The following is a 25,435-nucleotide window of genomic DNA, read 5'->3' on the forward strand; positions in this document are numbered from 1 at the left end:
CGTTCACGTGGACCTGTGCCGAAGGAGGCTCCGGATTGCCGGGCTGGGGCCCGGGCCCGGAGGAGGTCGGTCAGTCCGGTGCAGTCGCAGAAGGTTACGTGCGTGAAGTCGACTTCTCCTCGGATCCCGCACCGTCCTCGGCGCCGTCGTCATCCCATCTCCTCGGCGGACAGCGCGCGGCGTCGCTCCTGGACAGCGTCAGGCTATTCATGATCACCAACAGTCTGTGATCACCACGGTCGTGCTCCTCCTTCTGGGCGCCGGCATCCTGGGTGACGGACTCACTGGACTTGGCCGCTGAGTCCTTCCTTCTCGTCAACACGGGTGAGGCATCAAGCCGGGCGATCGGCCGGACCGGATGAGATAACACCTACAACCATGGTCCTGATGATGTGCAGTTGGTTCAGGAGGCGGCCGCGGTGTCGGCGTACACGTGAACGTCCCCACCCGCGTACGGATGAAAAGGGACAGTTGTTGATGCGTTGAGACCTGCTGCTCGGCACTCTGCTGCTTGGTCGGTGAGAGGCGGCGGAAGGCGATCAACGATGGTCCTGGATCCGCATCGATGGTTGGAACTGCGGCGCTTCCGGAGTCTGTTGGAGTCCGGGGCGATCAGCCTCTCGGAGGTGGCCCGGGAGACCGGGCTGGACCGGAAGACGGTCCGCAAGTATTTGTCGGCACCAGATCCGGCGACCCCGCCGCGCCGGTCGCCGAACGGGCGGTCGAATGCGAGGGTGATCGACGAGTTCGCGCCGCTGGTCGACTCGATGCTCCGGGCGGAGATCCTGATGAAGGCCGCGGTGATCCACGGGCGGCTGACCGCGGCGTACGGTTTCACGGCAACTACCAGAGGGTCAAGCTCTACGTTCAGGAAGCCCGGCCTCGTATCGCCGAGGAACTCGGCATCACGCCGACGGAACTCGCCGGCATGCACCGCCGCTTCGAGGTCATCCCCGGCGCCCAGGCCCAGGTCGACTGGGGCGCGACGAGGGAAAGATCTTCGCCCACATGGGCATCGGGAAGGTCTACTCCTTCCACATGACGCTGTCGTACTCGCGCGACCCGTTCTGCTGCTTCACCACCAGCCAGGACCTCCAGACGTTCTTCGACTGCCACCGCCGGGCCTTCGCCCACTTCGGTGGCGTCCCGATGACGATCGTCTACGACCGCACGAAGACCGTCGTCCGCCGCCACGTCGCTCCGGGCGAGGCGGTCCCGCTGCACCCGGAAGCGGTCGGGTTCGCCGGCCACTATGACTTCGACATCGACGTCCTGGCCGCCTACCGGTCCACCGGCAAGGGCCACGTCGAACGGCAGGTCCTCATCGTCCGTGACCACGTCCTGTCCGGCCGGTCCTTCTCCTCCGTCGAGGAGATGGACGCCGCCTTCGCCGCATGGGTGCCGCAGCGACGGGCTCAGGCCCACAGGACTCACCAGCAGATCATCGGAGAGCGGGGGGCCCGCGACCACATGACCCTCAAACCGCTGCCGGAGACTCCGTATCTGGTGGCCGAGCGGCACCTGCGGCCGGTCGGCAAGGACTGCCTGGTCGCCTTCGGCGGCAACCTCTAGGCGGTGCCCGCCGCGCCCGCAGGGTCCGACCACGTCAGCTGGTGGAGATCAGGGCCACGAAGTCGCAGGTCATGCTGCACTCCACCATCGCGGACAGCAGCGGCGAGACGCTGCTGGCCAACCATCCGCGGGCGATCGGCCGCGGGGTCCGCGTCGTCGAAGAGGCCCACTGGGACGGTCTACCCACCGGCAAGGGACGCCGCACCACCACCGGCGAGGTCCTGCCACGACCTCGCCATGAACGTCCACTGGGCGAGGAGGCCGGACCTCTGCAGGCACTGCTGAACCGGGCCACGACCACCCACGTCGAGGTCGGCCGCCGTGCGCTGTCGGTCTATGACGAGCTGACCGGCACCCGTCCCTTCACCACCCGTCCGAGCACGAGGGAAACGTCTTGAGCGAGCTGGTCTCCACCCGTATCCGCAACACGGCCGGCAAGCTCGGCTTGCCCCACCTGGCCGAAACGATCAACGAGTACACTCGGCGGGCCGACGAGGGAAAGATGGGCTACCTCGACTTCCTCGACTTGGTCCTCTCCGAGGAACTCGCCGTCCGCGACGACCGCCGCTTCCGCCAGGGCCTGCGGCTCTCCCGGCTGCCGCACCACAAGAACTCGACGAGTAAGAACTCGCGTGGATAGGCGGGTGGGCTGGTAGGTGCTGATGGATCACGGGCGCTGTGACAGGTTGTGACGAGGGTGCCGTCAGGTCAGTGGCAGCAAGGTGAGGGCCTGGATCCGCGACGCTGCGAAATCGCTGCCGCAGCGGGGGCAGCCGTTGATCAGTTGGTGTGCTCCGATATGCCGTCCGAAGATCGGGAGTCCGGTGTCGGGGTAGACGGCTCGGAAGCGTGCCGTACAGGCGTGGCAGGTCAGGGAGTGGATTTCCGCGAGGACGACCTCTTCCAGGGCATGCGGGTCCGGTGTGGCGTTCTCGGTGAGGTCGGGTGCTGGTCGGCTCGCGGGCCAGACCGCCACGTAGGGAGCTTCTGGTCGCAGGTGCGGCCGAAGGAGTGCCGGACGGAAGCGGTCCTCGAGATGCACGAGGGCCTCGGTGGTGGGTTGCAGGGCCGCGGGGACGGGCTCATTGGCGGCGAACACCTCAAGTTCGCCCCAGGGCAGTGCGAATCGCCGCATGTGTTGTCCTGTCGTCCGGTGGTGTCATTGTCGCTGACGCCGTGGGCGGGGCCGCCAGCGGGGAGGTCACGGACGTCGGCGCGGGCGCTCATCCCAGCGGTGGGTCGTCCAGGCCCGGCGGATGAGGCTGCGGACAGTGATGATCGTGTCTGCCAGGTCGAAGAAAGCGTCGATCACGATGGTGCGGCGCTCGAAGCAGCGGGCAAGGCGATGGAAGGCGTTCTGCCAGGCGTGGGTGCGCTCCACGCGCCAGCGTCGGCTTGCCTGGATCGGGGCCTTCTCGCCCTTGTGGGCGAGACTGGCCGCGCAGGCCTCGTTCGGCGAGGAGGACACAGGTCTTGGTCGAGTCGTAGCCGGCGTCCAGATGCACGGTGGTCTCATCGGGCAGCGGGCCGAGATCACCCAGACGGTCCAGAGTGGGTGCCAGCATCGGGGAGTCGTGGCGGTTCGCGCCGGCCAGGACCCGGCCCAGCGGGATTCCGTAGCCGTCGACCATTCCTGAACGCTTCAGTCCCTGTTTGCCGCGGTCGACCGGGGACCGTCCGGCGGCCTGGCCCCCGCCGGGGGCTTTGGTGATGGAGCCGTCGACGGCGATCTGATCGAGTAGGAGGCCGACGATCCGGTCGTAGGCGCCGAGTGCGATCTGCTTGAACCGGCTGAACACCCCGAGCCGGATCCACTCGTCGCGACGGTTGCGGATCGTCGTGGCCGAGCACGTGGCGTCGGCTATCGCCTCGTAGGAACAGCCGAAGCGCAGCAGCTGCAGGAGCTTGTCGAAGACGATCCGGTCGCCGATGCGCGGACGGTGACACCGCAGCGGATGGTTCGGGTGGTACACCGGCCGCTCGGGCAGCAGCACCGAGAACTGATCCCACAGCGGTTCGGTCAGCCATGATGGCAGGACAGGCACAGGTCTCTCCGATGGTCACAGAGCGTCGCAACTCCATGATCGCCAAGACCTGTGCCTGTCGTGCCGCCGGGGTCCCACAACGCCTATCCGCGCAAGTTCTAAGACTTTTCCTTCCAGCCCGACCTCGACCCGCGCAAGGTCAAGGACCTGGCCACCCCCTCGTTCGTCGACGGCAAGGCGAACGCCGCCCTGCTCGGGCCGCCCGGGGTCGGCAAGACGCACATCGCCGTCGCTCTCGCGGTCGCGGCCTGCCGGGCCGGCTACTCGATCCACTTCACCAGCCTCGACGACATGGTCCGCAACCTCAAAACCGCCGAAGCCGCCGGCCGTCTGACGAACAAGCTCGGCACCTACTTGCGGCCCAGCGTCCTCGTCGTCGACGAAGTCGGGTACCAGCCCCTCGAACGAGCCGAGGCGAACCTGGTCTTCCAGATCATCTCCAAGCGCTACGAGAAAGGCTCGATCATCCTGACCTCGAACAAGACCTTCAGCGAATGGGGCCAGGTCTTCGGCGACGAGGTCCTCGCCACCGCCATCCTCGATCGGCTCCTCCACCACTGCGAAGTGATCTCCATCAACGGCCCCAGCTACCGGCTCAAGAACCGCCTCAAGGCGATCGAGCGAGAGAACGACGTGGCCTGACAACCCACGTCGCTTCCGGCGGCCGAACACTTGATCAGTTGTTGATCACCGGCTGAAAGATCTCGGAGAACTCGCCGTTCTCGATCAGTCCGGCGATCACGTCGGTCATGCTGTCGATGCCCGGATCCCTGACGATCAGGCCGTCCGAGAACCAGAAGTACCGGCCCCCGAGGGCCTCGTCGGTCCCTGCCCAGAGTTTCATCAGGCGCTCGACTTCCGCGACGGTGAACACGGTCGCGGTCCAACGAGACCCATCCTCCAGAGTCACGAAGACATCGACGTTGCAGACCTCGTCCAAGTCCTCGCCGTTGCTGGGCAGGAACGATGCCTCGAAACCCTCCATACGGACCCGATACCAGGGCTCGTCCCACCCTCGCTCGATCGGTTCAGACGATTTGCTGCGGCTCATCGCGCGAGTGTCCCTGTTCGGGACATCGATCTCAACCGAGATCCCTGCCGCACTGCCGCAACCCGCGATCAGAGCTGGGGGCGTTCGTCCGTACGCAACTGGGGAGACAAGTCCGTACGCCGGCAATGGCAGAGGACGCCGCCTCTGGGCGGGCGCTCACACGGCGATCCCCACCGGGCGGCGCGGGGTGCGATGGCGGCGGTGGTAGGAGATGGTGACGGCGGCGAGGAGCGGGCCCCAGAGGAACAGCGGTAGGTAGAGGATGCCGACCACGAGGCTTCCGGTGGGTGTCATGTCGTCGTGAGGGAAGGTCCACCACCAGGGGGTGAAGGCCCAGAGTGCGGTCAGGGCTACCGCGCCGAGGGCGGCAGGGACCACCGCGGCCACGGGGCGGACTCTTCGCCCTCCGATCAGCGGTATCCAGTGGGGCACGACCTCACCCCACGGCCGTACCAGACCGATCGTGAGGAAGGCTGCGAGCTCGCAGACCACGCTGAGTGTCAGCATCCATACCTTCGCGCCGATCGTCTGGAAGCTCTCGAAGTCAACGTCGCTGTATCCGGCCGGGTATCCGAGCACCAGGGCAATGCGCCACAGTCCGCTCGGCAGGACCACCCATGTCGTCAGATGCGCAGCGCAGACAGCCCAGCGGGGCGGCGCCGCTGCGGAGATGACCGTCGAGTCGCTCGATTGAATGCTCATGCCACACATCGTCACGCGCTACCAAACAGGCTTCATCAGCCTGCGCGGCCGACTCGGACGGCCCTGTGGAACGAGAGCAGGACGGTGGCCTCCCCCACGTGGGGGAGGCCACCGTCATCCCCCATCGCCTCCGCGAAGCCTGCCGCACTGCCCCGGCACGCGGCCAGCCAGCAGCGGTTGGGTTCCACGACAAACATGCTGGATTCACTAACAAGAGACAGACCCATTGGAATCAAGCATCTAACGAGCTCGTGCACGGTTGGCGGTGAGACGTCGGGTCCGCGATCGCTGATCATGGATTCGTGGTGGGGACAGAGGCTCGTGCAGCGATCATCGGCGACCGGAGGATCACAGGTTTGTCAGCCGACGTGATCGCCGAACTCGTTGCCGAGTTGGGTCCGTCATGGCATGACCGGCACCAGGCGAGATTGGTGGCCAGGCCGCGGAAGCGGGCCGTCGGCGCTGGCTCAAAGCACCAGCTGGTCTTCATCGACCGGCTCCTGGCCACGCTGGTGCACCTCCGCCATGGGGCCACCCACGACGTGCTGGCCTGCTGGTTCGGTGTTGACCGGTCCACCGTCACCCGGGCCATCGGCGAAGTCCGGCCTCTACTGGCCGAGCGAGACTGCACCATCTCCCAGGGACTTAGCCTGCGGACGCTCGCCGAGGTCATCGACCACCTCGGTTCCAGCGGGCAGACCGGAATCATCGACGGCACAGAGATCCGCGTCCGCAGGCCGGCCGCGGGAATGCGGGAGGTACCAGCAGCCGAGGTTGCGAGACCAACGAAAGCGGCGGCACTTGAGGATCTCCGCGGAGCCGTTGCCCCGGGCGGTGCCCTCGGCGAGGGTGCCGTTCTGAATGGCTACCAATCCGTAGAAACGGGCCGCGGTCGAGTCGTGCCTGGTCAGACCGAAGGGATGGCCGACGTGTTCTCGCGGCAGGTGTCGGGCACGTTGACGCGACTCTTTGCGAGTTGGCAAGTTTCGCGCTCAGCCGGTCGTTGCGGACCACAGCGCGCTTCATTGGTACCCGAGTCACGCGCTCCGGCCCCGGACGACACGCGATCGCTGTCCTGACCGCGACACGCGAAGCCCTCCGGCAGAACCGATTCGCCCCTTCTTCCCGCTTCTAGGGTGATGTCGGACGCGAACCCCCTGAGCTCTGCCACCGCGCACTCGCCCACTGAGAGGAAGGCGCCCCCGATGCAGACCCCGAGTCCCCGCCCTCCAGCTGGAGACGACCGTTCCGGGGCTCGGGGGTGTTGATCTGTGCTGCGGCGGCGCGGGTGGTGACGGCGCGTGCAGATCTGGGTGGCGGTAGATGAGGCTGCGGTGGACTCCGGCGGCCCGCGAGACTGCGGAGACGCTGATGTCGGCGCCGTTGGCGGCGAGTGTTGTCGAGTGCGGCAAGGACCTTGGTTCGGCAGCGTTCGATGTCCTGGCGCCGGATATCGGTGAGGCATCGCGTGGTGTTCACGGGTGGTGCGTGTTCCTGACCGAGCGTCGCCCGACGTTCTTCGACCGGCAGAAGGGTGCAGGAACATGAACGGTGACGAGTCGGCGGAGCAGGCTGGCCGAAGGGACCGGCGTGGCATCCTGCTGTGGTGGGGGCCGCGGGTCCTGTTCGTCGTGGGTGCCGTGGTGCTCGTCGTGGAGTCGAGCCGCGGAGTGCCGCTCTCGGAGCTGTACGGTGCGCTGATTTTCTTCGGCGTGTGCAGTGTCGTCTTCGTCGTGCGACAGCTGTGGGTGGGGCATCAGCGACGGCCGGGCGGGGACCCGCCGCAGTGGCTGGTGTGGGCGGCCGCGTTCCTGACCGCCGCAGGAGTGCTGGTGCTCGTTGTCCACGGGGCGGGTGTCGAGGGGGACGCCCTGCCGCTCGTCGGCTCGGTCCTGCTGCTGCTCGGTCTGGGTTGGTTCGTCGAGGCGTGGCGGGGGGCCAAACCTGGTCAGCCGAGGAAGGCCTTCCGGCGGTGGGGTGTGGCCCTGTGTGCCCTGACCGTGTTGACTGCGGGCGCGGTTGCCGTCCTGCTGCCCAAGGCCAAGGGCGGCCTCTTCCTGGTCCTGCTCATCGCCCTCGGCGTGGCCCTCTTCGTGGCCTTGCCGCTCGGGCTCAATGTCTTGTCCGAGTGGGGCGTACGCCGACTGCGTGAGCGGAAGTCTGCTGCGGGACCCGAAGCTGGTTTCGGCGTCGTCGGGTGGCTGGGTATCGCCTGGTTCGTCGTGGTCTTCCTGGCCGTCGCATGTCTTTGGTATTTCGACTGGGTGCTGGCTGCGGTCCTCGTCGCCATGGCGCTGGTGCTGCTGCTGGCCATCGTGTCCAACACGCATGCAGACGTCGCCCTCGTGCTCGCGGCGCTTTGCGTGCTCGCGGCGGCTCCCCCCGAGCACCCCAAACCGCAGGCCCTCCATCCGGCCGGAGGGGAGCGCGTCCTCGTGGCGATCGGCGACTCCTACATGTCGGGCGAGGGCGCGGGCAGTTACTTCGAGGGAACCGACGACGGTGGCCGCAACGAATGCCGGCGCTCGCCTTCCGCATACGCGGTGGGACTCGCCACGGGGAACCGGCGGTTCGACCGTCTGTTGTTCCTTGCATGTTCTGGGGCGCGGACCTTCAACGTCATCGCGAAACCCGGTGCAGGCTTCTTCAAAGTGCAGAGGGGCGAGCCAGGCACCCAGATCGATCAGCTCGCGAGTCAGGCATCACCGTTCCGCCCCGCACTCGTCATCGTGACCCTGGGAGGCAACGACGCCGGCTTCGCCATCCTCGGAGAGGCGTGCATCGCACCCGGGGGCTGCGAGGAGCAGGAGTCGGTGTTCACGAGCAACCTGCCAAAGGTCCGAGGGGCCCTCACCGCGACGTTCCGGTCGCTCAGGAAGGCCCTGCCCGCCGGTGTGCCCATCGTGGCCGTGCCCTACCCGCAGCCGTTCGACACACCCGACAGCTGCAAGGGAGTGGCTCTGACGAAGACCGAGCGGGACTTCATCCACCGGTTCGTGGACGAGGTCGACAAGACGATGTTTGACGCCGCAACCGACGCCAACGTGGGCATCGAGTACCTGGCCGAGATGAAGGACAGCCTCAAGGCGCACCGGCTCCAGCTGTGCCAGGGGAGAAAGAGCGACGCTGGCATCAACTTCGTGGACATCGCATCGGTCAACGGCTTCGCCTCGCAGCGGTTCAGCCCGGCCAAATGGATCCACAACAGCCTCCACCCGAACGAGCGCGGCCACGAAGCCATGCTCGACACCTTCACCACCTGGCTGGACGACCACCCCGAACTGCTGGAACGACGCGCCCCCACCGGCCAGGGGCAGGCCACGAGCCAGGCCTTGTCGGCCCCCGAGCCCGAATGCAGCATGACCAAGAACCCCGGGAACCCGCACTGTCAGGACCGGATCCGCGCCTGGGAGCTGGAACAGACCAGGGGGCGCTGGCCCTGGCTGCTGCTTGTGCTGTTCGGACTGGCCGTCCTGTGGGCCGCGAGCATTGCCGTCTTCAGCCTGCTCCCCGGAACGGGACCGTCCTACCGGGGACCCGCTTCCAGGCCGCGGGCGAGGTAGGAGCCGTGCGGCTCGCCCCCGCCCGAGCCACGCGGCGGCAGACCCGAGGCGACGATCCGGCTCCTTGTCGGTGCCCCGGTCGACCACGTCGTCCGGCTCGTGGAGACGTGGGTGAGTTGCTGCGCGAAGGTCCCCCGCCGGGCGCGCAGAAACACCGCCGGCTGTCCGTACCAGCCGTCTCCCGACACCCGGAACCAGGCAACCGGCCACAGTCGCCTGACGCGTGGCAGAGCGGCCCGGCACTGCACCCTGCAGGCGCCGGACCGCTCTGCACTGCGTAGAGCCGCAGGTGAGGACATGGAGCGGTGCAGGCAGATGGTTCCTCGATACCCTGAGCCCTCGTCGAGGGGGGCCAGCGCTATGAGGGAAGAAGGCACAGCGAGCTACGCCACGTCTCCTGTGCATCAAGCGTTCTGCAGGGCAACGGCCCAGGTCGAGGCAGAAATGAGCGAGCTCATCGCCTACGAGGGAGGGTGGGAGGAGGAGTACATCACCAGGCGGCTGTGCCGAGCCGTCCGCCCTGAGGTCCGGTACGCGCTGTTCAACAGGCAGCAGGAGGGCCGTGTCGCGGCGGACTACCTGTGGTGGTGGGTGGATCGCTCCGGGGAGTGCTTCGGCTGTCTCATCCAGGCGAAGAACATCAAGCGGAGGGGGCGCAGGTGGCAGATTGACTTTCGCCGCACGGACCCTCTTGTTCCGGGGCTGCGGGTCTGGCAGATCCGCAGCCCACCCACGCAGTGTGTTCACCTCGGAGTGGGTGCCATGGCGGGGTGGAGGCTGAACAGGTGGCGGGTGGCAGTGAGCTCCAGGACGCGCAGCCCCTGGTCGGGGGTGCCGGCGAGCTCGAGGGTCCATTCCTCCTCGATGGCGCGAGCGCGTAGAGCGAGCAGGACGTGGAGGGCGCTGGTGCCCAGGAAAGTGATGCGGGTGAGGTCAAGGACCAGCGTCCGGCCGGGCAGAACGAGCGCGTCCACGACGCGGCTCAGCAAGGAGCAGGTCTCGAAGTCGATGTCGCCGCTCACCGACACGACGGCCCGCTCCGGCTGCTCGGCAACGCCGACGGTGAAATCTCTGAGGCTCATGGCGCATCCACCGTTCACAGCAACCCGTCACGGAACGCAACCCATCGGGACGGGCATGGCCGTCCCAGCGAGCGACCGGTGCCGCGCACAGCCGGGCGAGGGGGCCCGCCTCGCCACTGGCCACCGGCTGTGACCACCAGGTGGCGCGCGGGCTTCGCCAGACCGGGTTGATCGATGCGTTGCGTCTACCCATGCCCCGTTGCGGCAATCACGGCGCATCCCCCACCCCGGCCATATGCCGAAGACCTGTCTGCCGGCGCCGGCAGCCCCACACTCCGAGGACGGATTCCTGCTCACGGGGCGGTTGGGAAGTGTTCCATGCACCTGAGTCCGGAAGGTGTGCGGACATGTCTGCCTCCTCGCCGCGGAGGCCAGGCTCGCCCTTCCGGCAGGTCGGCCGGGCTGTTCGGCAGCTTCCCAGCGGCCGGGCCCGTGGGGCCGGCCCCGCCCCCAACGGCCCGGTCCCCCGGTGCACCCGACTCACCGCCCCGGCTGCACCGGTCGCAGGCGGGAGACAGCGTGCTCTTGGCCTGCCGTGCCCTCGCGAATGGCCTGCGCCCGGTCCATCGCCCCCCACCCCGCGCCGCCCTCCGCATTCACTTCATCGCGTGCATCCCGCACGCCGTAGTGCCCGTACAGCTGCTGCTCCTCCGCCACTGAGAGCACGTTCCCGCAGTCCAGCGCCGCGCACGGAGCCTGCTCGATCAGCGCCACCGGATACGGGGCCACCAGGCGCCCGTCCCGCAGCTCCGCCTGGCGCAATGGAACGAACACACCGCCCAACCCCGAAGACCGGTCGGTGATCCGTACCCATTCGGGCCTGCCGGTGGTGTCGTCCACCAGGACGTACTCCACCTGGCCCAAGCGCTGCCCCTGGTCCGTGTACGCCGCACATCCGGCAATGGCCTCGAGTTGGTCTTGAGTGATCACTGGTGCTCCTTGCCTCACTGCCGCGCTCGCTGTCGTGTGTCGGCTACCCGCGCAAGCCGAGGGGAATCGCCGCGCCGCCGTCAGTCGAGGCCGGCACCCGACGCCCGCCGCCCACCGGGAAGGCCCGTTGACGTACTCGATCCGGTCGGATCCTCCGCCTCCTCGGAGCCGTCGGCAGCCGTTCGCCTGATGAACAGACGCTCGTCGACGCCCCATGGCAGAGACTGCGGTCCGTCTGTGCCTCCGCTCGGCCTCGACCGCAGCCGGCCCTTGCCCCAGCTGCCGTCCCCCAGCAGGACGTCGCTGTCGACGATCAACACCTGCCGGCCTCCGCGCCCACCCCGCACCGTCCACGATCTCAGCCCCCGCGCCGCGCGCGCACCCTCGACCTCGCCGGCGGCACCGGCGGATTCGGCTGGCACATGGTCAACGACTCGCCCGCCCCACCGTCGTCCCAGGCCCGAAGGCGGCAAAACCGTACGCGCCCACCTCGCCGCTGGACCCGTAGGTCGTCGCGGCCTGCGGGCGGGTAGTCCCAGGCGGCGAGCTCGGCCAAGCCGTAGAAGACGATCTCCTCGAAAGCCGGTTCATCCTTGAGTGCGGCTGCCCCGGCGTCCGTGTCGAACGCGGCGGCGGGGCTACAGCCACATCGCCCACCTGGGATATTGGACTGGCAGGAAGGGGCACGGGGCATGTGCCAGGATCGGGGCGCTGCCGACCCCGGGCCTGTATCCGGCCCAGATCGGGCCGTGCTCGCCCCCATGGTTTTCAGCGGGTACGGCGGATACGAATCGGACCGCGGGCCGTAGCAGGCTCGACGGGGTGACCGGCCTGAGTGATCTCCACTTCGCCAGCCATGACCAGCCTCCGGGCCGCTCTACGGGCCGGTTCCATGTACGCGCGCCAGCCGTCGTCGTCCCCTCGGTACACAGCCCGGGCGGCGTCGGAAGGACAGATCGTCGCGGTCGGGCCCCTACGCTCCAGCAGCTCCAGGATGGCTCGCTCCAGGCGCTGATCCATCTGCCGATCGGTGTCGGTCACTCCACCAGTATCGCCCCGGCGATCACGGGAATCATGACGGCGGCCGAGGCGCCGCTCACGCACAGGTCCGAGCCCCGTGGGCCGAGACAGCCGGGCTCCAAGATGCACGCCATGTCGGACGCGAACGGCCTGCCCCTCCTCGTCGGCCTCACCGCCGCCAAGCCCCCGACGGCCTCGCCCTGAAGCCCACGGTCATGGGTCACTCAACGAGACACGACCCTCACCGCGGGCCGCCACTGCAACCCCAACGCGTCCGCGCAGACAAGGCCTACGCCATCCCCACCTGCGAAAACGGCCACGCGGCAAACGGATCGGTGTCCGCATCGCCCGCAAAGGCGTCGCGTCATCGCAACGGCCAGGTCGGCACCGTTGGGTGATCGAGCGGACCACCGACCGGGGTGACGTGCGGCGGCGTGCAGAGGGCTGTTGCCCATCCCCATCGCGGGCGTTCTCGTCGTCGATGCCGGCGATGACTGCTGACCGCCGTATGGCCGTCTCCCCTGGTTCCCGGAGGTTCCCGCCGCCTCCCCTGTCGTCAGTGGCTGGCAACAGGGGAGGCGGGATACGCCGGTCCGGCTCCTCGACGGGCTCCACCTGCTCCTGGTCGACGACGCGGAGGACTGCCTGTCCTAGTGTTCAGCGCTCATAGCGGAGCCCTGGGATGATCGGCAGCACCCCACCGGTACGGGGGTGGTCATCGGGCCGCGAACCGGGGGTGTGGGTGATCGAAGGGTTTCCCCGCTCCGCATGTGGCATGTGGCGTGTGATGGGGCGGGGATCAGTCACGCGGAGGGCGTGTTCGTGGTGAGGGGCGGGGTGTTACGGCCAGCCCTGCTTCACCTTGGCGGGGGCGGTGTTCCAGTCCTTGGGTATGAAGGTGACGATGTAGGTTCCGCGGTCGAAGTCGGTGTAGCCGCTGGACCAGTTGCGGAACTTGCTCTCGTACACCTGCATGGGCCCCATGGCGCCGCCGGGCGAGTGGTAGTGGTTGGCGTGGGTCCATATGGTGTTGTCGGGGTTTGCTTCTTTCTGGTCCCCGAACCAGCCGTAGTCGAAGTTGACGTAGCTCTCGCCGGGCTTGGCGGGGCTGCGCGAGGTGTTCCTGTCCTTCGACATGTCGACCAGGCCGGTGCTCTGGTCGGGGCGGAAGGCGTCCGGGTCGCCGTACTTCCTCTTGTCGGAGGGGTTCCTGGGGTCCTGTCCGCTCCAGAAGTGCTTCGAGTAGATGACCGCCTTCATTTTGGACGGGTCGTAGTTGCCCCCGTTTCGGTCCTTGAAGGCCGGTGTGTTCCTCAGGGCTGAGTAGAAGTTCGAACGGCTGTCTTCTTTGGACAGAGCGTCGTTGCTTTTCGTGAGCTCTGCCTTGAGGTTGCTGAGATAGGCCCCCTCGTTGTGGGCGTTCTCCAGGGCCTTGTTCATGACGGATGCCACATCACGAGCCCGGTTGAACCCTTTTGCCTCATCGAAGCTCTGCTTGGCGATGCGCCCCTCGAACTCGGCCCGTGTCTCGCCCGGCCGTGGACCCGTGGTCTCCAGAGTGTCCTTGTACTTGTTCTCGTCAAAGGACGCGAAGGCCAGCTTGTTCGTCGGGTAGGGGCCTGAATTGACCCACGTGACGCCGACGCACCCGTAGGACAGCTGTTCTCGCTGCGCTTCGGTCATCTGCTGAGGTTTGCCGTCGCGGTGGCTGTACGCCTGCTGCCACTTGCGTATGTAGTTGCTGATGCCGGTAGCTGCCCTGTCTCCGTGGGCCCGGTACGCGTCGGGCATGCTGTCGAGCGGCTCGGCTGGAGGGGTCACCCTGTCGCCGGCCGATGCTGAGGCCCTGAGGGACTCGGTGGCACTCGGCAGTAACCCTCCCGCCGGCCTGCCGGGCTGACCCAGATTCAGAGCCTTCTCGTTCAGTGCGTTGATGTGCCCGATGTCATCCACTGTCAGGCCGTGCTTTTCGGCGTAGGACCCCTTCTCGCCGTCGGCACTGCCAGCTGCCTGGCTGACCGAAGGCGTGAGAGCAGCGGTGCACAGCACTACGCCCACCGTGGTGAGGGCGAGAAACCCCGAGCGTTTGTACATGAAGATCAAGAACTCCTTTGATAACGGAATCTCGTGATGCAGGGCGTGCGAGAGAGCGACACGGCGGAGGGAACGCGGCGAGCTGCTGATCAGGCCAAGGCCGCGCACTCCTGCGTCGTGGCGCCGAAGAGCGGCAGAACACCGGCACAAGAGAGGCAGCGGACGCGAGACAGCCAGGCCGTGCGGCCGTCGGCAGTTGACGGGCGGACAGCCATGCCTCGTACGGCCGACCCGGGACTGCCGCGGTCAGAGCCGACTCCGCCCCACATTCGGGTTGGTCGGCTGCATCAGGCCAGGTGATGACGCCGCGTGTCGGACCCCGTGGTCTGCGTCGGCGCGGTAGCGGAGCCCGGCGGGCGGGGCGGCACCATTGAAGCCGTGCCGCCAGGCGGATCCGCTCGGCGTGAACGGCCGTGCCTGCGCAAATGTTGTAGCGCGGGAGAAGTTGAGAACCGCCTGCGCGGGGGCCGAGACGAAAATCCCCCGGAATCCCCCGGAATTCCTCCGCGCGACTTTACAGGTGAGTCTCAGAAACGTCCGTTGCTCAGGAACCAGAACCCTGCACTGTTGCGCCGGGGTTACAGGTACCGGCAGGCAGCCCACAGGCCTTCCAGCTCCATCCCGTGAAATGGGGTTTGCTATCACATCTCGCCTCCCGGGTGGGTAGTCAGGTTGTACGAGAAGTGATCATGACCCGGTGCCAACCCCCCCTACAACACCGCGGCTACAAAATCGGCCAAGCTGTCTTTTAGGGTGGTATTCGGTCATCAAGGAAGGCGAGTGCGGCATCGGGGCACGTAGTGGCAGCGTCCTCCCTGCCCCTGGCGTACGGCCCGCGGTGAGACCGGTACCGGCGACCTCGGGAGTCCTGAGGAGTGGCGCACGACGGCGCTGTCGGCCGGGCCGAAGCGTTTCGCGCAGCGGCGGCGGCGATCCTCGTGCGGAGACTCCGATCCACACGCTCCGGGTCTCAACCGGACGAACGCCTACCTGAAGGACCGCAATATCCTCGCCATTTTCCGCTGTGGGCCTTCGGTCGTTGCACTGCACCGCCCAGGGCTGTCATTCGCCCTCGCCTTCTGTAAAACGGCTGGTTGCGATCTCTTGCTTCTGCGGCAGTGGGGTGAGACACAGCGGGCCTTGGAGCGGTGTTGCTGTTAACAGGCTGTTCTGAGCAGGTGGGGTCACTGGCTCGGGGGTGAGAGGTTTGCATGGGATCGCTATTCTCGGGCTTTATCGCATGCGGGGTGACGCTGTCTCAGTTGCGTGAGTCCTGACCACCCGACGGGGGTTGTCGCGAACTGGACCTCGATGCCGGACCCGAAGGCTCGGGTCCTTGGCGGATCTCCTCGCGGCGGCCGTCGGTGTGATCCTCGCCGCCCTCGACAGAGACTCCGCTACGGATGCGATTCGCAACGCCGGCCTCGCGTTGCGTCGGGACCACCACGCTGGGCCTGCTCCCGAACGCCGCGCTCAAGGACGACTCCGGGCAGGGGGCACATGCCCTTCGGCCCTGCCCGGCAGACGGAAGAGGGCTGTGAGTGCGTGGCCCCGGGCTGGAGCCCGCAGGCAGTACGCAAGGTCGGCGACCTGCCCAGCCCGCGGTTGGCCTTGCTCAAGGAGCTCCGGCGCCGGACAGGGCCGAAGTGGTGGGACATCTACCTGCCGCGGATCGAGAAGACCGCACGCATCGTCAGGGAGGCGCCGTCTTATGAGGCCACACGCAAAGTGATCACTGAAAGGGATTGCAAGGCGACGTGTGTGAGCCGCACGCAGGCCTACAAGACCTGGACACTGCCCGGGAACTCTGCTTCCTCCCCGATTCCCGGCCGCTCCAGTAGACACGCCGCCTGACACAGGCCCGGCCGGCGGCCTTCGTCAGCGGCCCGGTCAGGGGTACCTGCGGTCGCCCGCGACCATCTCCGCGAGCACCGGGTCGCGGGAGATGTCATCCCCGTCGGCGGGCCACCCGTACCGCCCGTACGTCAGGTGCCGGGCAAAGCGTCTACGAGGTGTTCGCGTACGCGTGGACCCGACCACCCCCACTCCTCGACGCCCGCCCGGGGCCGTCCGTCGGCCGGCGGGCGGGGTGGTACGGCAGCGGCGCGGTCACATCCTTTGCGGACGATGCGCAACCGTTCCGCCGTCCTTCATGTCCTTCAATGCAGGAGCGACCAACTCCGATGACGACCAGGGGGAAACATGAAATTCACCCGTTCCGTCCTTACCACCACCGCATTCGCCGCCCTGGCCCTGGGGGCCACGACCGCGCTGGCGGCGCCCGCCACCGCCGCGCCCAACACCACGCCGCAGAAGGTCTGCGGAAGCGCCTACAAGACCGTGAACTCGGCCGCCATCGGCTCGCTGGGCACCGTCTACCTGACGTACAACGCCTCGAACGGCAAGAACTGCGTCGCGACCATCCGCAACAACCCGGGTGCGGCCATGGACATGGCCCTCTGGATCGAAGTTCCCGACACCTGGGAGCGGGGCGAGGACTTCGGCCGGTACACGTCGTACGCGGGCCCGGCGTACGTGTACGGCAAGGGCCACTGCGTCGACTGGGGCGGGGGCATCAGCAACGTGCACGTGCAGGTCTACAACTCCAACTGTGGCGCGCGCAAGGAGCACCGGGTCACCGAGGTCCGCTGACCCGATCTCCTCCTGACCGCGACGTCCTGTGCCGTCGTGCGGTCGTCGGGGGCAGGACCTGCGACCCGACGACCGCACGGGAACCGCCGTGGTCCGGCTCGCCCCGGCAGACTCGCCGAGTTCTGCCGGGGCGAGGCGCGTCCGCCCCCTTCCTCGGGTGCGCGGCCGTCATGGAAGGAGGGACAGCACCCCTCGCCCACGACCGTCATGCGGATGCTGCGTGAGCACGACGAGCAGATGGCCACGACGGAACCCGCGCGCTGACCTGCGGATCATTCCCAAACGTGGACGCATGCTCGGCGGCCTGGGCCGGTGTCGGCGGAGCTGGCGGCGTTTGTCATCAGTGCTGGTCAGGCTGCTGCGCTGCCCCATGGGGCTGCCGCCGGTCACCCGAGGAAGTGCCGCAGGGCCAGCGGCCGGGGGCCCTCGACACACCGGAACGCGGCGAGCGTCGGCGCGGTGACTGCCGATGTGATGAGCCTGGTGACTCTCGGCCAATCAGTGTCCGCCGGTGTGCCCCGTGCCGGATAGCGGAAGTGGCCCGGTACCTCCGTCCCCTTTGGTTGGTGTGGAGTGTTCACTGCGTCCGCGAAGCAAGCGAAACGAGACGCGGTCCCTGTCGAGGGGGAACGCGGTCGGCGTCTGAACGGATACGGTCGGGCCCGCCAACGCCGACAGCATCCACCACGGAGGCTGTCCAGCAGCATGCGCCGAAGCGAGGGGCTGTCACCCCCAGTCACGCAAGCCGACCCTGCTGCGTCTTCTACAAACCAGGGACCGACGAACAAAGGATGAGCGCGCAGATGAAGACGACGATGCAGTCAGCATTGGGCACCGCACTGTTGCTCCTGGCCGCCATGACGGCCACCAGTGGCTCTGCCGCCGCCCAGGTGGCGGGGGCGGACGCCCCGGCCGCGCACCAGGCCCGGCTGATAGGGCAGTGGACCGAGTCCGTCGACAGGGACCGCCCGGGAATCACCCTCTACATCCAGAAGCTGACCTTCACCGCGGACGGCCGTTTCGAACAGATCAACAACGTGATCTGCAACCTGGACGATTGCCCCGTGTTCAAGATCGGCGTCAACACGGGCACTTACCGCATGGAGGGAAGGGCCATTTACCTCGACGGCAACCTCTCGGACCTCGTTGGCGCCGCCCGAAGCAGCAACACCATCGTCCTGGACAAGCACGTTCTTCACCGCACGGCTGCCGACGTCCGGGAATAGCTCGCTGGGCTTCGCTCTCGAGCCCGATGCAGGGCGGCCTCAGACACCGTAGCTTGGCGGCGCTGTGCCGCCCGGGCTGTTGGACGACACTCGGCGTGGCGATCAAGCGGGGGACTGCGACACTCCTGTTGGGCACAGGCCGTGTCCTTGTCTGAGTTCTGATGGCTGCTTCGTGTGCGACGACACTGTGTGCACGAAGAGCTCGTGCACAACCGGTGGCTACGTGGCTCCCTCCTCGGAGAATCAGTTCGTGGAGTCCCATTCGTCTGAGGTCATTGGCCTGGCGTCGGGGTAACGGCGTTGGATCTCACTCAGCACCCACGCGTCGGCTGTGCGGACATCCCAACTGGAACTGTCGAACTCCCTTAGGGTCAGTACGAGTTCGTTGCCCGCATAGCCCTCGAAGTCGCCGTCGACCGCCTGCAGGTAGGGCGCGTCCATGGCCAGCAACTCAAGGGTGGGGATTCCGGTGCCTGCTGAAGCCTTCGTCATCCGTGCGAACGCCGGGTGTGGCTGCTCGTCGCACATCTGAGCCTTCCATGTCAGCCCGAGTCCGTAACTCCCCAGTCGGACCAGAAGCTCGGCCAGAGTGACGTAGCGGCGATCGGCCGGGCGGCCCGAGTGAAGGGCATCGTCCCGCCAGGCCGCAAAGGTGACCATCTGCATGGTGGACGGCGTTTCTTTCATTGGCTCAGCAACCTGCTTGATCTCGGAAAGTTGCAACTTCCAGCTCTTCCATTGTCCGAGCTCTCACCATCCAGACGAAGGGGATGAGGTCTCGACCTGGTCCGTGGGAGCACACCAGACCAAACAGGGCAGACAGGCGATCGGGCAAGTCGAGCACGATCGGTGGTCCGTTTGGAGAGGTTCCGGCTGATCGTTGGAGGTCAGGTGGAGGTGTCGGTGCTGGTTGTCGACTCGGACGGGCTGTTGGTGGAGCGTCAGCTTCGGCAGGGCCGACTGACTTGTCCGGCGTGTGAGGTGGTTCTGGCGCCGTGGGGTCATGGCCGACCGCGGTCGATCCGGGGTGATCTGGGAGCCCGGCTGTTTCTACGGCCACGCCGTACACGTTGCTCGGGCTGCAAGGTCACGCACGTGCTGCTGGCGGAGGTTCTCTGGCCGCGGCGGGCGGATGCGGCCGTGGTGATCGGGGCCCGGCCCCTGGGCGGGATCGGCGGGTGCCGGAAGTCTTGACCGTGTCTGCCATCGAAGCGGCGGACTCCGTTCGAGACACAGGGTGGGTTGCCTATGTCACCGAGTGAGGACGAGGACCGTCCCCGGGCGGAACGGGCCCGGCAGGTGAGCCTGTTCCGCTACGGCCTGATCCAGGACCTGATCGACACGAAGCTCACGACACGGCAGCGCGGGAAGCTCGCCCGCGAACTGGCCGCGAAAGAGCACACCGACCCCTTCGGCCGACACAGGAGCGGGTCGCCCGCGGGCACACGCGACTGCTGGGCCCGCCACTACCGCGCCGGCGGGTCTCCCGCGCCGGTGCCGGCCCAGCGGCAGGTCACCCCCACGCACCCCGGTCGAGGTTCTGGACCTGGCGGCCGCGCTTAAGAAGGGAGAACCCCGCCCGAACGCCAGGGCAGATCCGGCGGATCCGGCGGATCCTGCGGACCACACAAAGTTGGTCACCGACCGACCGAACACTGCAGCGGCACTTCGCTGACGCCGGCAGCCTGACCGGCGCCAGCGGCGAGAAGAGGGTGTTCGGCCGGTTCGAGGCCACCCACGGCAACGAGCCGTGGACATATCCCGCCCATCGACAACCAGCACGTCGCCCTCATGCTCATCTTCAGCGTCGCTCAACAACGGGGGGGCGGGCGCGGGGGCCGCAGGGATACAGCGCTGAAGGGATACGGACTACCGGGCAGCCGGGCGCGCCAGGGCTGCCACGGTCCCGGGGCCCGGGACTTCGAGGCCCGGGCCCCGGGCTTCAGGGCTTCAGGGCTTCAGGGCTTCAGGGCTTCAGGGCTTCAGGGCAAGGCAAACCTGGTCAGAGGCCGGGGAGCAGAGGGGCGCAAGAAGCCCCCGAGAACCGTCCACGCAGAAATCCAGAAGCCACAGGACCTGGGAACTCAAGAACGTGCAGAACCAGTCGAACTCGGGCCCGCACGACGTGAAAACATCACGACACAGCAACCCGGAAAACCAGGTAACCGGCCACCGCCCAGCGGCCATCAGCGAACCCCGAACGGCTCACGCCACGGCGGGCAGCCACCGGACACCGGCACGGACACACCCACCCCTCCACCCGACCGCCTGGTCTACCCTCGGTCGGATGATCACCCACATCAACCAACTCGGACCCGAAACACCCCACACCGGACCCGCACCCACCGGCACACAAGCCATCGTCTGGTCCCTCGACACCACCGCCCACACCATCGGCGGCCACCACATCCACGACGCACACACCATCCTGGACACCGAAGAACGCACCAAAGCCGCCCGCTTCCTACAACCCGACGACCGCCACCGCTACACCACCTCCCACCTCGCCCTCCGCATCCTCCTCGGCAAATACCTCAACCAACCCCCCAACACATCACCCTCACCCGCGAACCCTGCCCCACCTGCGGCGGCCCCCACGGCCGACCCGCCCTCACCCACCCCAACCTCCACTTCTCCCTCTCCCACAGCGGCAACCTCGCCTACATCGCCCTCGCCGCCACCCCCGTCGGCATCGACATCGAACAAACCCCCACCCCCCAAACCGTCAACGACATCATCAACACCCTCCACCCCACCGAAACCACCGAACTCAACAACCTCACACCCGACCAACAACCCCCCGCACTCGCCCGCCTCTGGGCCCGCAAAGAAGCCTGCCTCAAAGCCACCGGCACCGGACTCTCCCAAGGCCTCACCCACCCCTACGTCAGCACCCACCCCACCCCACCACCCACCCCCGGCTGGACCCTCACCGACCTCCCCACCCCCCACGGCTACACCGCCGCCCTCGCCCAAACCCAACCACCCATCCACGCCCCCGCCCTGTAAGCACACGCATTCCCGCACACGGTCTCTCCCCCGACGGCTCGCCGGCGTGTATCCGGCACCGTGCAGACACCTTCGAGAGCCGGTTGATGAACCAGTGAGCGTTTTGAGCTTCGCCACTCCAGGGTGACGCTGGCCCGCGCTTGAGTCCTGGAAGCTCGTCGGCTGGGCTCGCCGGGCACAGTGGGTTGTCTGTGAAAAGTTGCGGGCGGTCACCCGCTGAGGGGCCGACCCTGCGCTTCGGGGCGGAAGATGATCGCGGGGAGGGATGGAACACACGCTCGAAGTACCATCCTGCAAGGTTGTCCGGCCGATACTTCCCCACCTCCGCAGTGGCGTAGTCGGACGGAGACATCCCTGTAGAGAGGACAGAGGACAGAGGGCGATGAGTGTGGCTGAGAGTTGGTCGCGTGTGATGAGTCTTCTTCGGGAGCACGCGTCGGCCGATCACGCAGATCTGCCAGGGCCCGCTACGGAGCAGATGCTCGCGGCAGCCGAGGAACGGATGGGGATCTCCCTGCATGGGGACCTGCGGACGTGGCTGTTGCAGAACAATCTGGATCTGCCGAAGGAAGACGTCGACGACGAAGTGGCATGCTGCGGCTTTGACGGGTTCCCCGACGAGGGAAGCTTCTTTCTGGGCATCCGGGCGATGGAGAAGCTCTACGCGAACCGCTCCACGTCCTGTGGATTCGACCCTCCGGACCAGCCGGACCACCCGTTCTGGCGTAACGAGTGGATCCCGTTCCTGTCGGACCGGGACGGCTGGATGGGAAAGTTCATCGATGCGCGGGACGGGCGCGTCGGCAGCTGGTTCGTGGGTGGCCCCACGGTTACGGGCGAGTACGAATCGATGGCCCAGTATTTCGACTCCGTGGCGGAGACGCTGACGAGGATCGCCGAGGGAAGCTCCCCGGTCTGTCGGTGCACCGAAGGTCGACTTGTCTGGTCGTGAGACAGTTCCCAACTGGATGACGGCCATTGCCAATCCGGTCGGGGCTGCAGCGGGCCCGGCGGAGGATCTGCCAGGACTTGAGTCGCGCGATGCTTCGTTCGACCGGTGCTCGTGCCGCTGACAGGGCTCGGTTGATTGTCTGTTGGGTTGTGGTGAGGTCCTGGCCGGGAAGCCGTCTGTAGGCGCGGTCGGCGAGCACGGGTGCGCCCTGGTGTTCGCAGATCCGGATGATGCGGTGGGTGCGGGCCGCGGTCAGGTCGTGGGTGCCGCTGGGCAGCGCGGGTGAGATCCACAGCAGCTTGCCGGTGGGATCGGCCACGACCTGCACGTTCACGCCGTGACGGCGGTGCTTCTGGGAGAAGCCGGCCCGGCTGTCGCCGACCCGGTCGCACCCGGCGAGCGTCCCGTCGAGCAGGACGTGATGGGGATCCGTCTCGCGCAGGACCCGCAGCAGGCCGGGTGCCCGGTGGGACAGGTGATCGACGACGGCCGTGACGTAGGCGTGGGCGGTTCCGACGGATATGCCGAAGCCGGCGGCGATCTGCGCGAGCGTGTCGTGCCGGCGAAGGTAGACCGGGCCCACGAGAGCGCGCTGGTGGGGCGGGAGCTTACAGCGTCGGTCACCCTCACGGGTGACGATGAGCATGGATACCCACTCGACCAGGGCATACGGCAGGACGGGGAACCAACGAGGCTCCTGAGCTGATGAGTTGAGACGTCGAGCACCTCTTTCAACGGAGCGGGAGCCCCGTGAGTTGCGGGACCGCCTCTTCGGCAGCACCGCGGTCGGGGAAGGGGCTCGGATCAGGGCACGGCGCGGACGAGGACGAGGGAGCCGATCAGGCTGGGCTGTCGGCGCAGGGATCCGTGGCGTTCGTCCCAGACTCCGGCCTGCAGGTCCTGGCGGAGTCGGTCGACGTACTGCTCCTGCACGGCCGGTCCGACGAAGCTCCAGGCCGAGCACGCCTGGCGGGCTCCCGGATCCAGGAGACGCTCCGGGCGGGCGTAGTAGGCCTCGTTGAAGCCGTCCGTGCAGTCGGCGGGGATCGGGACCCGCTCGACGGTGGTGCGGCCGCCGAGCGCTTCCCTGATGTCGGCCAGAGCAGGGTAGCGCCGGGCCTCGGTGTCGAGGACGAGCGGCGCATACGCGTAGAGCCAGAAGTCACGCACCAGATCCGGGTCGCAGGTCACTACGACCACCGGGCCGCGGGCCACGCGCCGCATCTCCCGCAGCCCCGCGCCCAGATCGCTCCACTGGTGCACGCTGAAAACGGTCATGGCCGCATCGAAGGCATCGTCGGCGAAAGGCAGGTGCTCAGCAGTCGCATCGACGGCCGGTGCGAGGTGCGCCGGCCGCTGTGCCCGCATGGACCGGGAGGGTTCGACCGGGGTGATCTCCCATGCCGCCGACTCGTACGAGCCCGCCCCGGCACCGATGTTGACCACGGTCCGGGCGTCGCCGATCGCCCGGTGGATGATCGCCGCGATGCGCGGATCGGGCTGCCGGTAGGCGCTGTAGCCGACGCCGATCGTTCCGTAGTCTGCGTCCCCCGCACTGCCGTCCATCCGCTGCATCCCCATGCCACAAAGGTAAACAGGCGCCACGGGGAGCGGAAGGTCAGGCCGCGCCGTTCGCTCCCGGGGACGCGCGCAGCCCGCCGAACTCACCGTCGAACGCGGCCGAGATGCCCGGCCGGCCCACTGTTTCGCGGAACACGGCGGTCGCCCGACCCAGGGCGAGCTGGTTCTCCTCCTCGATGGCCAGCTCCGCCAGATAGGCGCGCACGCTCTTGCCACGAGCAGCGGCAACAGCAGCGAAACGGTCCCGCGTCTCGGAGTCGACCTTCACGGTTGTATCTGCCATACCCCGAGTATGCATCCGCGCATACCTTTGCGAATACCTTCCCGGTTCGTTTCCCGTGCCTCCGTCCGGTCCGGGGTAGTCCTCGTCTCCGGATGTCGCGGCCAGCGCCCGCGGCACAGGGCACCCGGCTCACGGCTCATCCGGTCTTCAGGCGGCGGCCGATCTCCTCGGTCATCCGGCGCTGGAGTTCCGCCAGTTGCTCGTTCGTGTACCCCGTCAGATCGCCGGTACCGCCCGGGCTCTTCGCTCCCTCCTCCTGTTGCTGCTTCTGCTGCTCCCGGCGTTTGAGCTCCTGTTCCTCGGGCGAGCCCGGAGCCGCGTACGCGCACCGGATGAGCGCTCCGTCGGCCGCCTTCAGGCAGGTCGCCTCACGGCCGCCCACCTGGCCCTTCCCCTCCACCCGGTAGCGGACGTTCTGCTCGCTGCCGACGGTCGCCGTCCACGTGCCGCCCCCGGTGGGTACGACCTCGAAGACCTGGTCGTCGTTGTAGCAGCAGACGTCCCGGTACTCGGCCTTGATCAGGGCGACCAACGCCTTCGGGGACGACCACGCCGGATCGAGGCGGTGGACGGTCATCGGCGCGAGCCCGCCGCCCTCGTGGCGGGTGGGCACCGTCGATACGGCCACCACCGAGCTGGCCTCCCCCTGCGGCGTGAGCGGAGTGACGTACGCACTGCGCCCGGCCGCCTCGCGGTACCGGAGGGTGAACTCGGACTCGTTGCCCTCGTTGGCGCCGTCCTCGGAGGCGTCCCAGCCGCTGCGTTCGAACCACCAGTCGCTGAAGCTGCCCACCGCAGCCGTTCCCTCCCGCTGACGGGCCGCGAGGCTGATGGGGTACGAGGGACCGGGGACGGCGGAGGTGTCGGTGGTGACGGTGAGCTTTCCGGTCCGGCCGTTGTAGAGCGCGACCCCGGCGGGGCGCTCGGTCACGACGAGGAGCCCGGTCTGCCGCTTGAGCGGGACGACCACGACCGGTGTGCCGCCCGAGCAGGTCGCGTAGGCGTCGTCGGCCTCGAAGCGGACCCAGCGCTTCTCCGCCGAGATCTTCCTGCCGAGGTTGTGCGAGAACCAGCCGCTGATTCGCGCGTCCGCCACGGACACGTCGAACGGGCAGCGCTCCTGGCTGCGGCTCTCGCCGCCGAGGGGGACGTCCTGCACGAGGCCGACCTCGTACCCGGCCAGCCAGCCGCGCCGCTCCACCAGGGTGGCGAACCGGTCCGAGTCGGGCAGGTAGGTGATGTCGGAGATCTCACCGGTGACATCGCCCAGGTGCGGGGCGGCCTGCGCCTTGCCGGCCACGTACGGCACCCGTGCCGTCAGGCCGGGTACGGGCTCGGTCACGACCTTCGCGGTGGCCATGTACGCCCGGTCCTGGAGGTACGAGCCGTACACCAGCCAGCCGACGGTCAGGCCCAGTCCGACGACGGCGCCCAGGCACCCGATGACGACGGCCCCGTCCCCGGCGCCCGCGCCGCGCCCGGCACGCCGCCGCAGCCATGCGACCAGCAGCCACACCGTCGCGGTGCCGCCGGCGGCCAGCAGGGGCAGGGCGAACCAGGCGAAGAGCTTGCGCAGCTCCCAGACCGCGATCGTCGTGTAGTACGAGCCGTACCAGAGCACGAATCCGGCCAGCAGCACGCCTATCCCCACACGCAATGCCCGACCCATCAGC

Annotated in this window: 19 protein-coding genes and 6 pseudogenes; 12 read left to right on the plus strand and 13 right to left on the minus strand. The window is 67.8% G+C overall.

The genetic code is table 11. From position 1 onward, the window contains the following. The first annotated feature begins 545 nt into the window (after nt 1-545). Both istA and OG753_RS01075 read left to right on the plus strand, forming a co-directional pair. Nucleotides 546-1,970, plus strand: a pseudogene (gene istA / locus OG753_RS01070) (IS21 family transposase). Beyond that, nucleotides 1,967-2,182 (plus strand): annotated as a pseudogene (locus OG753_RS01075) (ATP-binding protein); the annotation flags it as partial. The pseudogenes istA and OG753_RS01075, both read left to right, overlap by 4 nt. Before the next feature lie 93 nt (nt 2,183-2,275). On the opposite strand, the gene OG753_RS01080 reads toward OG753_RS01075, so the two are convergent. Further along, nucleotides 2,276-2,707: a hypothetical protein gene (locus OG753_RS01080; RefSeq protein WP_252310273.1), complete on the minus strand. Its 432-nt coding sequence runs from the start codon at nt 2,705-2,707 to the stop codon at nt 2,276-2,278. A gap of 66 nt (nt 2,708-2,773) precedes the next feature. Next, nucleotides 2,774-3,617 (minus strand): annotated as a pseudogene (locus OG753_RS01085) (IS5 family transposase). Nucleotides 3,618-3,719: 102 nt separating this feature from the next. Here OG753_RS01085 and istB point away from each other — a divergent pair. Then, nucleotides 3,720-4,259, plus strand: a pseudogene (gene istB, locus OG753_RS01090) (IS21-like element helper ATPase IstB); the annotation flags it as partial. 34 nt (nt 4,260-4,293) lie between these two features. On the opposite strand, the gene OG753_RS01095 reads toward istB, so the two are convergent. Continuing rightward, nucleotides 4,294-4,668 (minus strand): hypothetical protein, encoded by a 375-nt coding sequence (locus OG753_RS01095; RefSeq protein WP_327266605.1) that lies wholly within the window; start codon nt 4,666-4,668, stop codon nt 4,294-4,296. A 156-nt stretch (nt 4,669-4,824) separates the two neighbouring features. Beyond that, the gene (locus OG753_RS01100; protein ID WP_405786704.1) at nt 4,825-5,370 is read right to left on the minus strand and encodes a hypothetical protein; all 546 of its coding nucleotides are present in this window, start codon (nt 5,368-5,370) and stop codon (nt 4,825-4,827) included. A gap of 302 nt (nt 5,371-5,672) precedes the next feature. Between OG753_RS01100 and OG753_RS01105 the strand changes: the two genes are divergently transcribed. The 3 genes from OG753_RS01105 to OG753_RS01115 all read left to right on the plus strand — a co-directional run bounded on the left by OG753_RS01105 (nt 5,673) and on the right by OG753_RS01115 (nt 8,933). Continuing rightward, nucleotides 5,673-6,449: a transposase family protein gene (locus OG753_RS01105; protein ID WP_405786705.1), complete on the plus strand. Its 777-nt coding sequence runs from the start codon at nt 5,673-5,675 to the stop codon at nt 6,447-6,449. 292 nt (nt 6,450-6,741) lie between these two features. Next, the gene (locus OG753_RS01110; protein ID WP_405786706.1) at nt 6,742-6,918 is read left to right on the plus strand and encodes a hypothetical protein; all 177 of its coding nucleotides are present in this window, start codon (nt 6,742-6,744) and stop codon (nt 6,916-6,918) included. After that, complete coding sequence (locus OG753_RS01115) at nt 6,915-8,933, plus strand: SGNH/GDSL hydrolase family protein (protein ID WP_405786707.1); 2,019 nt, start codon at nt 6,915-6,917, stop codon at nt 8,931-8,933. The genes OG753_RS01110 and OG753_RS01115 overlap by 4 nt, the downstream gene beginning before the upstream one ends. A 743-nt stretch (nt 8,934-9,676) precedes the next feature. On the opposite strand, the gene OG753_RS01120 is transcribed toward OG753_RS01115, so the two are convergent. The 3 genes from OG753_RS01120 to OG753_RS01130 all read right to left on the minus strand — a co-directional run bounded on the left by OG753_RS01120 (nt 9,677) and on the right by OG753_RS01130 (nt 11,986). Continuing rightward, nucleotides 9,677-10,015 carry an STAS domain-containing protein gene (locus OG753_RS01120; RefSeq protein ID WP_405786709.1) on the minus strand — a complete coding sequence of 113 codons (339 nt, stop codon included), beginning with the start codon at nt 10,013-10,015 and terminating at the stop codon, nt 9,677-9,679. 480 nt (nt 10,016-10,495) lie between these two features. After that, nucleotides 10,496-10,945, minus strand: coding sequence for a PRC-barrel domain-containing protein (locus OG753_RS01125; RefSeq protein ID WP_383198549.1), 450 nt, complete (start codon nt 10,943-10,945; stop codon nt 10,496-10,498). Nucleotides 10,946-11,713: 768 nt separating this feature from the next. Continuing rightward, a complete protein-coding gene (locus tag OG753_RS01130) occupies nt 11,714-11,986 on the minus strand; it encodes a DUF3253 domain-containing protein (protein WP_405786711.1) in 273 nt (90 codons plus the stop codon). 58 nt (nt 11,987-12,044) lie between these two features. Between OG753_RS01130 and OG753_RS01135 the strand changes: the two are divergent. Further along, nucleotides 12,045-12,374: pseudogene (locus OG753_RS01135) on the plus strand (transposase); the annotation flags it as partial. Nucleotides 12,375-12,805: 431 nt separating this feature from the next. On the opposite strand, the gene OG753_RS01140 reads toward OG753_RS01135, so the two are convergent. After that, nucleotides 12,806-14,059 (minus strand): protein-glutamine gamma-glutamyltransferase, encoded by a 1,254-nt coding sequence (locus tag OG753_RS01140; RefSeq protein WP_405792484.1) that lies wholly within the window; start codon nt 14,057-14,059, stop codon nt 12,806-12,808. A gap of 2,202 nt (nt 14,060-16,261) precedes the next feature. Between OG753_RS01140 and OG753_RS01145 the strand changes: the two genes are divergently transcribed. Together OG753_RS01145 and OG753_RS01150 are read left to right on the plus strand one after the other, a co-directional pair. After that, on the plus strand, nt 16,262-16,711 hold the full coding sequence (locus OG753_RS01145; protein ID WP_405786712.1) for a spore-associated protein: 450 nt from the start codon (nt 16,262-16,264) through the stop codon (nt 16,709-16,711). Between the two features lie 791 nt (nt 16,712-17,502). After that, nucleotides 17,503-17,937: a hypothetical protein gene (locus tag OG753_RS01150; protein WP_405786713.1), complete on the plus strand. Its 435-nt coding sequence runs from the start codon at nt 17,503-17,505 to the stop codon at nt 17,935-17,937. Between the two features lie 243 nt (nt 17,938-18,180). Here the strand turns inward: OG753_RS01150 and OG753_RS01155 are convergent, their stop codons facing one another. Further along, nucleotides 18,181-18,660 carry a hypothetical protein gene (locus OG753_RS01155; RefSeq protein ID WP_405786715.1) on the minus strand — a complete coding sequence of 160 codons (480 nt, stop codon included), beginning with the start codon at nt 18,658-18,660 and terminating at the stop codon, nt 18,181-18,183. A gap of 210 nt (nt 18,661-18,870) precedes the next feature. Between OG753_RS01155 and OG753_RS01160 the strand changes: the two genes are divergently transcribed. The 3 genes from OG753_RS01160 (at nt 18,871) to OG753_RS01170 (ending at nt 21,898) form a co-directional block, all read left to right on the plus strand. Then, nucleotides 18,871-19,131, plus strand: coding sequence for a DUF6431 domain-containing protein (locus OG753_RS01160; protein ID WP_405792486.1), 261 nt, complete (start codon nt 18,871-18,873; stop codon nt 19,129-19,131). A 597-nt stretch (nt 19,132-19,728) separates the two neighbouring features. Continuing rightward, on the plus strand, nt 19,729-20,946 hold the full coding sequence (locus OG753_RS01165) for a 4'-phosphopantetheinyl transferase family protein (RefSeq protein WP_405786716.1): 1,218 nt from the start codon (nt 19,729-19,731) through the stop codon (nt 20,944-20,946). 412 nt (nt 20,947-21,358) lie between these two features. Then, nucleotides 21,359-21,898: an SMI1/KNR4 family protein gene (locus OG753_RS01170; RefSeq protein WP_405792488.1), complete on the plus strand. Its 540-nt coding sequence runs from the start codon at nt 21,359-21,361 to the stop codon at nt 21,896-21,898. Between the two features lie 31 nt (nt 21,899-21,929). Here OG753_RS01170 and OG753_RS01175 read toward each other — a convergent pair. The 4 genes and pseudogenes from OG753_RS01175 to OG753_RS01190 form a co-directional block, all read right to left on the minus strand. Next, nucleotides 21,930-22,544 (minus strand): annotated as a pseudogene (locus tag OG753_RS01175) (transposase family protein); the annotation flags it as partial. A gap of 158 nt (nt 22,545-22,702) precedes the next feature. Next, nucleotides 22,703-23,479 carry a class I SAM-dependent methyltransferase gene (locus tag OG753_RS01180; protein ID WP_405786718.1) on the minus strand — a complete coding sequence of 259 codons (777 nt, stop codon included), beginning with the start codon at nt 23,477-23,479 and terminating at the stop codon, nt 22,703-22,705. Nucleotides 23,480-23,516: 37 nt separating this feature from the next. Further along, entirely contained in the window at nt 23,517-23,762 is a 246-nt protein-coding gene (locus tag OG753_RS01185) for an antitoxin MazE7 (RefSeq protein ID WP_405786719.1), read from the minus strand. Between the two features lie 136 nt (nt 23,763-23,898). Continuing rightward, complete coding sequence (locus tag OG753_RS01190) at nt 23,899-25,431, minus strand: hypothetical protein (protein WP_405786720.1); 1,533 nt, start codon at nt 25,429-25,431, stop codon at nt 23,899-23,901. Nucleotides 25,432-25,435: the final 4 nt, after the last annotated feature.

The sequence above is a fragment of the Streptomyces sp. NBC_00029 genome (assembly GCF_045160505.1).
Taxonomy (GTDB): Bacteria; Actinomycetota; Actinomycetes; order Streptomycetales; family Streptomycetaceae; genus Streptomyces.

Bases quoted from the DNA above. Each gene is read 5' to 3' on its own strand.
- OG753_RS01095 (WP_327266605.1), bottom strand. From the start codon at position 4,668: ATGAGCCGCAGCAAATCGTCTGAACCGATCGAGCGAGGGTGGGACGAG.
- OG753_RS01145 (WP_405786712.1), top strand. From the start codon at position 16,262: ATGAAATTCACCCGTTCCGTCCTTACCACCACCGCATTCGCCGCCCTG.
- OG753_RS01170 (WP_405792488.1), top strand. From the start codon at position 21,359: ATGAGTCTTCTTCGGGAGCACGCGTCGGCCGATCACGCAGATCTGCCA.
- OG753_RS01100 (WP_405786704.1), bottom strand. From the start codon at position 5,370: ATGAGCATTCAATCGAGCGACTCGACGGTCATCTCCGCAGCGGCGCCG.
- OG753_RS01190 (WP_405786720.1), bottom strand. From the start codon at position 25,431: ATGGGTCGGGCATTGCGTGTGGGGATAGGCGTGCTGCTGGCCGGATTC.
- OG753_RS01165 (WP_405786716.1), top strand. From the start codon at position 19,729: ATGCTCATCTTCAGCGTCGCTCAACAACGGGGGGGCGGGCGCGGGGGC.
- OG753_RS01180 (WP_405786718.1), bottom strand. From the start codon at position 23,479: ATGGGGATGCAGCGGATGGACGGCAGTGCGGGGGACGCAGACTACGGA.
- OG753_RS01150 (WP_405786713.1), top strand. From the start codon at position 17,503: ATGAGCGCGCAGATGAAGACGACGATGCAGTCAGCATTGGGCACCGCA.
- OG753_RS01080 (WP_252310273.1), bottom strand. From the start codon at position 2,707: ATGCGGCGATTCGCACTGCCCTGGGGCGAACTTGAGGTGTTCGCCGCC.
- OG753_RS01185 (WP_405786719.1), bottom strand. From the start codon at position 23,762: ATGGCAGATACAACCGTGAAGGTCGACTCCGAGACGCGGGACCGTTTC.
- OG753_RS01115 (WP_405786707.1), top strand. From the start codon at position 6,915: ATGAACGGTGACGAGTCGGCGGAGCAGGCTGGCCGAAGGGACCGGCGT.
- OG753_RS01140 (WP_405792484.1), bottom strand. From the start codon at position 14,059: ATGTACAAACGCTCGGGGTTTCTCGCCCTCACCACGGTGGGCGTAGTG.
- OG753_RS01110 (WP_405786706.1), top strand. From the start codon at position 6,742: ATGTCGGCGCCGTTGGCGGCGAGTGTTGTCGAGTGCGGCAAGGACCTT.
- OG753_RS01120 (WP_405786709.1), bottom strand. From the start codon at position 10,015: ATGAGCCTCAGAGATTTCACCGTCGGCGTTGCCGAGCAGCCGGAGCGG.